This window comes from Collinsella sp. AM36-4AA, assembly GCF_003467795.1.
Taxonomy (GTDB): domain Bacteria; phylum Actinomycetota; class Coriobacteriia; order Coriobacteriales; family Coriobacteriaceae; genus Collinsella.
The window spans coordinates 1-10,153 of record NZ_QSHS01000040.1 but is presented as its reverse complement, the minus strand read 5'-3'; the positions used below and the strand labels follow the sequence as shown (position 1 = coordinate 10,153).

General features: G+C 53.4%; 9 protein-coding genes. 7 read left to right on the top strand and 2 right to left on the bottom strand.

Annotated features, from left to right (window positions below; all coding sequences use genetic code 11):
* From DW850_RS10450 to DW850_RS09715, 7 genes are all read left to right on the top strand, one after another.
* Positions 1-535, top strand: a 535-nt coding sequence (locus DW850_RS10450; protein WP_233540665.1) for a sugar nucleotide-binding protein, incomplete at its 5' end; no start/stop codon positions are given.
* A 4-nt stretch (positions 536-539) separates the two neighbouring features.
* The gene (locus DW850_RS09740; protein ID WP_117786937.1) at positions 540-1,550 is read left to right on the top strand and encodes a glycosyltransferase family 2 protein; all 1,011 of its coding nucleotides are present in this window, start codon (positions 540-542) and stop codon (positions 1,548-1,550) included.
* On the top strand, positions 1,547-2,641 hold the full coding sequence (locus tag DW850_RS09735; protein WP_117786936.1) for an EpsG family protein: 1,095 nt from the start codon (positions 1,547-1,549) through the stop codon (positions 2,639-2,641). Before DW850_RS09740 ends, DW850_RS09735 begins: the two co-directional genes overlap by 4 nt.
* Positions 2,642-2,674: 33 nt before the next feature.
* The gene (locus DW850_RS09730) at positions 2,675-3,934 is read left to right on the top strand and encodes an oligosaccharide flippase family protein (RefSeq protein ID WP_158565258.1); all 1,260 of its coding nucleotides are present in this window, start codon (positions 2,675-2,677) and stop codon (positions 3,932-3,934) included.
* 10 nt (positions 3,935-3,944) lie between these two features.
* Positions 3,945-5,039 (top strand): polysaccharide pyruvyl transferase family protein, encoded by a 1,095-nt coding sequence (locus DW850_RS09725; RefSeq protein WP_117769570.1) that lies wholly within the window; start codon positions 3,945-3,947, stop codon positions 5,037-5,039.
* 8 nt (positions 5,040-5,047) lie between these two features.
* A complete protein-coding gene (locus DW850_RS09720; RefSeq protein WP_117786934.1) occupies positions 5,048-6,076 on the top strand; it encodes a glycosyltransferase in 1,029 nt (342 codons plus the stop codon).
* A 4-nt stretch (positions 6,077-6,080) separates the two neighbouring features.
* Positions 6,081-6,920 (top strand): SDR family NAD(P)-dependent oxidoreductase, encoded by an 840-nt coding sequence (locus DW850_RS09715; protein ID WP_158565257.1) that lies wholly within the window; start codon positions 6,081-6,083, stop codon positions 6,918-6,920.
* A gap of 35 nt (positions 6,921-6,955) precedes the next feature.
* On the opposite strand, the gene DW850_RS09710 is transcribed toward DW850_RS09715, so the two are convergent.
* Positions 6,956-9,553: a transglutaminase domain-containing protein gene (locus DW850_RS09710; protein ID WP_117786932.1), complete on the bottom strand. Its 2,598-nt coding sequence runs from the start codon at positions 9,551-9,553 to the stop codon at positions 6,956-6,958.
* Positions 9,554-9,744: 191 nt separating this feature from the next.
* The coding region (locus DW850_RS09705; RefSeq protein WP_199575682.1) for a transposase at positions 9,745-10,153 on the bottom strand (409 nt) is incomplete at its 5' end.

The window sequence follows — 10,153 nt, the reverse complement described above, 5'->3', positions numbered from 1 at the left end:
CCCGCTGTCCGTCTACGGCCAGACCAAGGCCGCCGGCGACATCGCCGTGGCCGGCTGCCCGCGCCACTACATCATGCGCTCCAGCTGGGTCATCGGCGAGGGTCACAACTTCGTCAAGACCATGAAGGGGCTGTCCGACCGCGTCGCCGACCCCGAGGACAGGCTCACGCAGGTCACGGTCGTGGACGACCAGCTGGGCCGCCTGACCTTCACACGCGACATGGCCGGGGCCATCTTCCACGTGCTGGGCTCGCACGCCCCCTACGGCACCTACGACTGCACCGGCTCCGGCGCCGTGAAGTCCTGGGCGGACATCGCCCGCGCCGTCTTCGAGGCCGCCAACGGCAACGGGGAGAGGGTCGTGCCGGTCAGCACCGCCGACTACTACGCGAACGCCTCGGACCCCATCGCCCCGCGCCCGGTCCACTCCGCGCTCGACCTCTCGAAGCTCGAGGCCGCGGGCTTCCACATGCCCGACTGGGAGGAAGAGCTTGGGGAGTACCTGGACGCTATTTCTTCGAAAGGTTCTATCTAACTCTATGAGATATCTGGCTTCTGAATCTGATTGCCCATGCGTGAGCGTAATCGTACCCATGTATAATTTGGGTTCTTATGCCTGCTCGTGCATAAGATCGCTGCTGGTGCAGACATATGCTAACCTAGAGATTATCATTGTGGATGATGGCTCAACTGATGACACAGTTGAGTTAATCGAAAGCGTTGTCGAGGCTGACTCGCGCGTTAAAATTCTCCATAAGATAAACGGTGGGCTCTCCTCGGCGCGTAATTTCGGCGTTAAACACTGCACCGGTGAATACATAATGTTTGTAGACGGCGACGACGTTCTTGATATAAGAACGATTGAGCTTCTTGTCGAGATCGCCCTTGAGAACGATGTTTCTCTTGTTACTTGCAAGTATAAAAAAATTTCATGTACCGAAGATTTTAAGGGTGGACAGCTCGGCCCCGTTGAGGTTGTTTCTGGTGACCGTTTGCTTGAAAGCTTGCTTCTGCTTGATGGTGAGTCCGGTTCTGCGTGCGCAAAGTTATATGCAAAGAAGCTTCTGCCGCTTTTGGTATTTCCCGATGGTCAGCTATTTGAAGATTTTGGTGTAGAGGCTACTGTTTTTTCGACGATTGATAAAGCATGCATATTTGATGCTGAGCTATATGGTTATCTGGCGCGTGAAGGGTCTATTACCACAATCAAGAGTTATGGTGATGCCCAGCTCGACGGAATGTCTGCCTCTCTTGATGTCGTTAGGCGGGTTGTGCGGGAAAAGCCTGAGTTTTTTGACGCCTTTGCATGTTTTGAGGCCTTCTGTTCGCTTCGCATAGCTTCAAGGCTCGATTTGTCCAAATGCTCTGACATAGAGTCAGCAAAGGCATTTATTTTTAAAGCCAGAAAGCAGTGTTGGACCGTTGCAGCTAGTACGCTTGTTGACAGGACTTGGCGCCTTCGCTGCCTTCTGTTCGCGGTCTCTCCTGCCCTGCACAGCTTCGCATACAGCTTTTATGGCAAATTGACCGGAAAGGTTATCGGCAAATGATATTTTACAGTTGCCTTTTTTTCGTCTCAGTTTTTTTTGCCTTTCTTTCGGTATGCGATTTAAAGCAAAGACGAACCCTAAAACAGCCGAGACTGGGTTTTTTTGTCTTAAGTGGATTAACTGTTGCTATTGCTTTTGGTATAAGAGAAGGTTTCGGAACAGATTACTACGATATTTATGTCAAAGGCTACAACGAAATACAGGCTGGGTTTGCCAGTCGTTTTGAGTTGGGATTTGTGACTCTTTGTAGATTGCTCATTTTATTCGGCCTTGATTACCACAGCATGTTTTTCGTTACCTCCTTTCTTACGGTCTTTTTAGTTTATAGAGCTATTTATAGTCAATCTTTAGGACCAATTTGGGGTGTCTACATATTTTTGTTCGGAGGTTTTCTCTTTTTCTCATCCAATGGGATTAGGCAGGCACTTGCCGCGGCAATTCTGTTGAATGCTCTTCCTTTTGCTACTCGAGGTGATACAATTAAATTTTTTATAGCTGTTTTGGCGGCATCGTTATTTCACTCTACGGCTCTGCTCTTCATTCCTTTGGTTGTATTGAGGGGGTGGCGTCCGGATAGCTTGAAATCCTTTTTCACGTTTGTGTGCGCCATTGTTTTCGGCGGAGCCATCTCTTCCGCGCTTCTATCTTTTGGAATTGCAGTTTCACCGCAGATTGCAAGATACGCAAGCGTTGAACATCTGTCTAATCAGTTTTTATCGAGCGGCAACATGGACGTTGCCGATTTATTGATTTGTTCGATTGGTCTTGCAATATTTTTCTGGGTTAAAAATGTTAGCTCAATAACGTTAGACAGGCACACCATATTCCTGTTCAACCTTTTGATGGTTGGAGTCGTCGTGTGCGTCTTGTCTAAATACGTAATGCTGTTTTCTAGGATTGCTGTCTACTTCACGTCGATCTGTATCATTGCGATTCCAAGGCTTTTTTGTTCGTGCGATCGCGGTACTTGTCCATCGATTCTCATTGTAAAAAGCTTATATGCGATGTTTGTCATTATCGTTTTTATCTATCTATATGGCATTTTGAACTTCAGCCATGTTGTTCCTTATATGTGCGTCTTTTCCCATTAACTTATCTAGCTTATATCGTCTGGAGATTTCACTTTGAGTTCTCAACACAAACGTTTCTACAGCAATGTCGTTTGGCAGTACGGACTGCAGATTGTTAAGTACATTTTTCCCCTCATTACGCTGCCTTATCTGACACGTGTGCTTCTGCCGGAGGGTTATGCGATCTACGCGTATGTTGTGTCGTTCATGACTTTCGCCCAGACTTTCGTCGATTTTGGCTTCAACCTTTCCGGTACTAAATGCATAGCAAAATCCGAGACTGTCGAAGAGGAGAACCGGGCTATTGGTGCTGTGACAGAGGCTCGCCTGTTGCTTGGTGTAGTGACCGGCGCTGTCGTTGTTGTTGTTGCCTGGTTTATCCCCATTACTCATTCGAACATGCTATATACCATGTTTGCATTTGTTGCTGTATTCGGTAAGGCACTTGCTCCGGACTTTCTTTTCCAGGGACATGAAAACATGGGTCCATTGACGACTCGCTATTTTGTCTCGAAGGGTGTCTCTACTGCCTTGACGTTCATCGTTGTCCATTCTATCGATGACATTCTGTGGATTCCTATTCTCGACATCCTTTCGAGCGTTATTGCCCTTGCCTGGTCTTTCATTTCCGCCAAGCGAATGTTCGGTACCACCATTACGTTCGTGCCCCTATGCGAGGCGCTTTCAGAGCTGAAGGTTTCCGCGCTCTATTGTTTCTCGAACATGGCCTCCGTCGTTTTTTCCGGTTTCACTACGCTCTTGATTGGAATCGTGATTACCAACAAGGCCATGATTTCCTACTGGTCCCTTGCTGTGACTGCAATTAATGCCATCCAGTCCCTTTATTCGCCAATTGTGAACAGTCTGTACCCACATATGGTCAAGGGGGGTGACTACGGTTTTGCAAGGAAGCTGCTTCTTGTCTCAATACCCGTCCTGCTCATTGGCACCATCGCTTTCGCAGCGCTTTCCGATGTAGTTATGCTCGTGCTCGGTGGCAAGGACTATCTATCAGGTTCCTGGGTTATCGCCTGGGCTTCACCCGTACTCCTGTTTTCCTTTTATGCAACGATGGTCGGCTGGCCGATTCTTGGTGCCTCTGGCAAAGTCGCTGAGGTTACCTATACCACAGTGGGGTCTGCTGTATTTTGCATCGTTTCGCTCTTGACCGTGTCTGCGATGGGGGTTGCGAGCATGCAGACTATTTGCTTTATCCGCTGCCTTACTGAGGCAATTATGTGTGTGAGTCGCATTTGGCTCGCGCGCGGATACTTGTTTCCATCTCGAAGCGTTACCGCCGATTGCGAAAGGTAAGGAATAAGAAATGAAAAAGTGCGTCGGTATATTGTCACGCCATGCAGTGCCGAACTACGGTTCCATTCTGCAAGCATATGCCCTTCAGGATGCGTTCGCCTCAATGGGTATCAATGCTGAGTATGTTGACTACCGCATCCCCCGGGACTTTCCTTTAGCAGATGCCATGAGGACCTCTGGCGCGCTCGGTCCGATTCGTGCGATTCCAAAAGCGATTGGTGCCCGTAAGTTCGAGGCGATGAGGAGTGATTTGCTGAGGCAGAGCCGTAGGGTTACCGACTCAGAAGAGCTCGGTAAGCTTCTTGCCGAGTATCCTGTCCTTTGTGTGGGAGGCGACCAAGTGTGGAATATCATGTCCGATGGAAACATCGAGGGTGCCTACCTTTTGGAGGGCGCATCAGACGATGCCTACAAGTTCTCCTTCTCTTCCTCCTTTGGTAAAAATGGCCTCGATCCACGCGAACGCGAACGTGCCGCCAAAGCGTTTGCGCGCTTTGATAGGCTTTCAGTGCGCGAGGAAAGTGGGCAGAAAACTCTTGAGGAAATGGGACTTGAGGCGCAAACCGTTGTCGACCCCGTGCACCTGCTCTCAAAGGAGGCCTGGTTTGATCGTGTTGAGCCTCGTGCGCCCCGCGGGGTGAATGGGGAGTATTGCCTGATCTACAACCTGCATCCAAGCGATGCATTCGACCGCTATTCTGCTGCCGCATGCAAGTCACTCGGCCTCGAGGTCGTTAGCATTCGTCCGTCGCTTCGTAAGACGATGGGGAAGAATTTGTTCTACCCTTCGCTTCACGAATTCCTTTGGCTGTTTGACAATGCCACCTGCGTGCTCACGGACTCATTCCACGGGACTGCTTTTTCGTTGCTGTTCAATACGCCCTTTGTCGATATTCTACCTGAGCAGTATGCGGAGCGTAACAAGGCAATTCTTTCTCGCTACGGGTTGGATTCCCGCATAAGCACGGAGCTTCAGCCAGAAGAGCTTTGCCTCAACGATTTTGATTGGGCGGGCGTCAATGAGTCGCTTGCCGTCAACCGTGAGTCCTCCTCGGAGTTCCTTTGTGACACCGTTGGCGAGTTCTCCGCCCGTCTTGCTCGCTAGAATAATGAATGGAAGGTCCTATTTTGAGTCAGCCATCTGTTTCCATCATCGTCGCTGTTTACAAATCTGAACAATTTCTGCCGAAGCTTCTTCATTCCTTTGAGGTTCAAACCCACAAGAATCTCCAGATTATTCTCGTTGACGATGGTTCTCCCGATGACAGTGGTCGCATCTGTGATGACTATGCTGCACGTGACCCTAGGGCTATTGTTATTCACAAGCCTAATGGCGGCACTTGCTCCGCTAGGAATGCGGGACTTGGTGTCGCGACGGGTGACTATCTCATGATCGTGGACGGTGACGACTGGCTGGAGCCCGATTGCGTTGAATATTTGGTCGACTTGGCTGAGAGCACTGGCTCCGACATGTCCTACTCGGTGAATCTCTTTACAACGCGTGATAGGGAGCAGATTGTTGAGGACGTCCGGGAGACCTGGTCGGCAGAGCGCGCCACCTCTGCCATCATCTATCCCTTTATGCGGCTGGGGCCTTGGAATAAGTTGTACAAACGTTCTGTAGTTGTCGACAACAATATTTCGTTTTCCGTTCCTTGGTTCGGCGAGGGTCTGTACTTTGCTACCGAGGTTGCACAGCACTCTAATCATGTGGGCGTTGGTAGACGTAAGGTCTACAACTACCGTTTGAATAACTTGGGGAGCGGTCTTACCAACTACAACGTTCAAAATGGCAAGAATGCCCTCGGAAATATTAAATTCATTAAAGAGAACCTGACTCTGGACACTCCGATGGTTCGCCACGCATGCGATTGGCATATCTGGCGAAACTACGAGTTCCTACTCACTCAGATAATAGGTGCGGATGAAATGGACTCCGAAGGCAAGCTCGCGAAAGAATGTGCAGCGTACGTTAGGAAGAACTGGCTGTCCGTGTTCAAGAACAGCGAAGTCGACCGTTCCGAGAAGGTAAAGATCGCATGCTGCGGCATGGCACCCGTGCTTTACGCGAAGCTGGTCATAGATCGAAACCGGAAGGGGCTCGAGGCTGATAAAGGCAAGTTCATGGATGTCGAGGAGTAGGTGCATGGCGAATCTAAAGCACGCAATCAAGCAGGGCATCGTTGCTCTCAAAGCCAAGAATATACAGCCTGTGATGCAGACCGTCGGCGATGAATGCCTGCTCAAGGGGAAGACTGCCCTCGTTGTGGGAGGCTCAGGTGGAATCGGCAAGGCGGTCGCCAAGGCGTTCCTGAAGAACGGCGCGAATGTTGTCATCGCCGGCACTAGGCGCGCGAAGGTCGACAAGGTGGTGTTAGAGCTTGGCGAGAAGTGCGCCGGGGTTGTTGTCGACCTTGCCGAGCCAGAGACCTTTTCGAAAGTCATCGACGAGGCGGTGGCATTCTACGGCCCCATCGATATCCTAGTCAATTCTGCCGGCGTTCACACCGAGGACGTCTCCATGGGCGGGTTTCTCGATTTTTCAGTTGAGGAATACGATCGCATCTTGGACATCAACCTGCGCGGCGTCTACTTCATGGTGCAGTCTGTTGCAAAGCGCATGATTTCCGATAAGGTCAGCAATGGGCATATCCTTATCGTCTCATCCTCGGCTGGCAACGAGCCCGCATGGTCTCCCTACCGCGTATCGAAGTGGGGTCTGAAGGGCATCACTGAGGGCATGGCTTCCGCCCTCGTTCCTCATGGCATTGTAGTCAACGCGATTGCGCCCGGCAGCACGGCGACTCCTCTTCTTGGCGTCGAGGAGGGTGACAGCATCTCTGCTGAGGACAACAGACTTGGCAGGTTCGCCATGCCCGAGGAGATCGCGGAATTCGCTGTGATGTTGGCCAGCCCCATGGGCGACATGGTGGTTGGTGACACTTTGTACGTCTCCGGTGGCCGTGGGGTCTGTGATATCCGGTAGCGGCTTTGCGGGCGCTTCAAAGTATGAGATCGCCTTTACCGTAGAAGCAGCTTGGCTGCCTCGGAGGCTTGCGTCGAACCGTCTTCGAGGTAGACTAAGCATCGGAATAGCCTCTTTGTCAAGCCTTCGGTTGCAGTGAAACTTATGGTGCTGCTTTTCGAGGTGACACCTCCGATTGCGGTGTTGTACCAGGTCCTGCCTCCGTTGTCAGAACATTGCCATTGAAATGCGGCCGCGTGCTCAGCGTCGATTGAGAACGAGGCCTCAATTCCTGCGCTCGTTGCGCAATCTTTCGGCTGCGTGGTGATCCTCTCTTTATTCGACAATAACGAGAGTTTGGCGTTTTGAGTCGCAGCTGTTGTTCCATCCTGGAAGGTGACAACGCACCTGTAGAGACGTTTCGCAAGTGCGGCACTGGCGGTGAACCGCAGCGTAGGCAGCTTTGAGGCGGCATTGCCAATCCCGGTGTCGTACCAGCCCTTCCCATCATTGTCGGAACATTGCCACTGGTACGAGATGGCACCTAGGGCTCGCACGGAGAAAGACGCTTCGGATCCAGTCGAGGCGGCCGTGTCTCGCGGTTGCCCGGTTATTTGGTTAGCGCTTAGTTTTAGTTGTGCAGTGTTTGAAGCCGAGCTAGTCCCATCAGGGAAGAATGCCAAGCATCTATAGCGGCGTTTTGACAATCCTGTACTTGCAGTGAACTCGATTCTCGCCTGCGTGGAAGTCTCACCTCCGATCCCCGTGTTGTACCATGATCTGCCCTCATTGTCGGAGCATTGCCACTGGAACGAAGTAGCCCGCTCTGCTTCGATGGCGAAGAACGCTGTTGACCCTGCGGCAGTTGTGCAGTCTTCGGGCTGGGAGCTGATGGCGTATCGGGCGACAAGGACGAGGCGTGCGGGCTCGCTTGCGAGGGTGCTGCTGTTCGGGAACGAGACTAGGCAGCGGTAGAGCCTCTTCGCGAGCTGGGCATTGGATGCAAACCTCAGGGTTTTCTGCCTGGAAGTTTCGCCGCCTATACCCGTGTTGTACCAACTTGAACCTCCGTTGTCGGAGCATTGCCATTGGAACGATGTCGCGCTTGGTGCCGTTACGGTGAATTCGGCTTGGGCTCCGTTGTATACTTCAAAGTCCTTCGGCATGGTTGTTATGGCGTACGTGGTCTCATAGCTTGCTGTGAGGTCGTACTTGGCGCTCCATTTGCTGTTCGATTCTTTTGTGACGCTAGATGCCGCCATAAGCTCAACTTTTGCGCCATCAGTCTTCCACTCCCTCAGATTCATCGCATAAGCAACAATCCCATTCTGAATTCCCGAAATACTCGGCGGGAAGGACTGGTTGTCGGCATCGATAGAAAAGCTCTCTTCCTTGGCATCCAGGTGCCGCTGAATGCGGTCGGCATATTTCTTGGCCCATTCATCGACTTTGCCATTTCTCACAAAGTAATTGTTGGATAGATCTGTCGAGCGGTAGGCGTAGTCGGCCTTCTGGTAGTTAGCCGTGTGGTCGGAGTGGGCGATTGCCATGAGCTCGTCGGTCAGGCCAAAGTACAGATGGCGCTGGTCCAGGTCTCCGTACCAGTTGTCGCTGGTGTCGTCCCAAGTTAGGTCCATCTGGCACCATTTGCCGTCGATCTTCACGGCGTTCCAGGTGTGGCCGTTGCCGGTGATGCGGCCGTTGGCGATGCCCGCGGCGTCAAGGAGCTTGGAGTAGATGCGCTGGTAGCTCTCGCAGGTGCCCTGGTGGCGCGTGAGGCCGCTTTCGGCCGAGCACCAGTTGAGGCTGTGGTCGTACTCCAGCTGGTCGAGCGTCCAGTCGTGGAGCCACAGCGCCATGTCGTATTCCGAGCCGTTTGTCTGTTGCCTGCACAGATCCACGGCGTCGTTGACGATCTGCGTGACGCTTGGGCGGGCGGCGTCGTTTACGGTCACCTCCGCCGTGGTGCGCAGGTAGTAGATCCCCTTGTCGTTTTGGGGGTCGTTTCTGTCGTTGTCCATAAAGTAGAAGTAGATTCGGTACGTGCCCGACGCCGTGAAGTCAAAGGTAAAGTCGTGGCCCGCGGTGCCCAGGCTGTAGTAGCTGGCCCATGCCGCGCGCGACGGGTCGCAGACGCTTTCCTGGCTGCCGCCGTCCCAGTAGGTGGGCACGTCCATGCGCGCCTTGGCCTGGGACGAGCCGTTGGTCTGGGTTACATGGAAGGTCGTCGCGGTGCCCGCGGGGGCGTCGTTCCACGAGACGGTGAAGGTGACGCCGTTTTGGGTTGCCGTGGCGGAGTGGGCGTAGCCGGTTTCTGCTGCGGTGGAGATTGCCTCGGGGGTGCCGTTGGTTTGGGCGCGGAGGGATGGGGTGGGGGTGCCGGTTGCGGTGGGGGTGCCGTCAGCGCTTTCCGTGTTGACGGCGCTGGTGCCGGTGGATGTTGCGGTGCTGTCCTCTGCGGTATCTGCTGTCGCGTTTGCGTTGGTGCCGTCTTCGGCCTTGCCTGCGCCGCTGCTCGTAGCGTCGGCTTGCGCCTGCTGCCCGGCTGTTTCTTGAGGCTGAATCGCCTCCGCAATGGCTGCCATAGGCATCGTCGCGCCGACCATAGACGTGCACGCGATCACGCAGAACAGGTAGTAAAGGGGTCGTTTCATAGCGGAGCCTCTCGGTGAGCAGCCAATAGGGTCCGAAGGCAGCTCCAGGCCAGCACTCCGCACATATTTTGTTGGAGTTTATTTTACGGGAACCCCAGTCAACATCAGCGAACTTTCTGGGGAATGTTGGGGAAGGGTACCGTCAAGATTCTTTTGCAAATTGATTTTGCTGTCCTCGGCCCCGTCCTCTTCTAGCCCTCCGCCTTTCCCTTCAGTTCGTCCATCTCGTCCAGCTTCGACATATCCAGGTGCCTCCTCTTGCCCCACTCGTGCTCCACTATGTACTTCAGCCTCGCCGTCACCAGCATGAGGGCCGAGATGCCGTCCGGGAAGGTCCCGACGACCCTCGTCCTCCTCCTGATCTCGCGGTTGATTCGCTCGATCCCGTCGTTCGTCCTGATCTGGCGCCAGCGCTCAGGCGGGAATCCCGTGCTGGCCAGCGTCTCGGCGAACCCGCCGCGCACCGCCCTCGCGGCCGCCCCGCGGAGCTTCGGCACGCTGAGCTCGATTTCTCCGACGCCCGTGACGAGCCTCCTCGTGTAGTGGCCGCTGCGGTGGGTCTCCCGGCCCGTGTTGATGTTCACTAAGAAGTGGTCCGAG

What these genes read in the sequence shown, in the direction of transcription:
- DW850_RS09715 (WP_158565257.1), top strand. Translation starts at nt 6,081, where the DNA reads ATGGCGAATCTAAAGCACGCAATCAAGCAGGGCATCGTTGCTCTCAAA.
- DW850_RS09735 (WP_117786936.1), top strand. Translation starts at nt 1,547, where the DNA reads ATGATATTTTACAGTTGCCTTTTTTTCGTCTCAGTTTTTTTTGCCTTT.
- DW850_RS09710 (WP_117786932.1), bottom strand. Translation starts at nt 9,553, where the DNA reads ATGAAACGACCCCTTTACTACCTGTTCTGCGTGATCGCGTGCACGTCT.
- DW850_RS09740 (WP_117786937.1), top strand. Translation starts at nt 540, where the DNA reads ATGAGATATCTGGCTTCTGAATCTGATTGCCCATGCGTGAGCGTAATC.
- DW850_RS09725 (WP_117769570.1), top strand. Translation starts at nt 3,945, where the DNA reads ATGAAAAAGTGCGTCGGTATATTGTCACGCCATGCAGTGCCGAACTAC.
- DW850_RS09720 (WP_117786934.1), top strand. Translation starts at nt 5,048, where the DNA reads ATGGAAGGTCCTATTTTGAGTCAGCCATCTGTTTCCATCATCGTCGCT.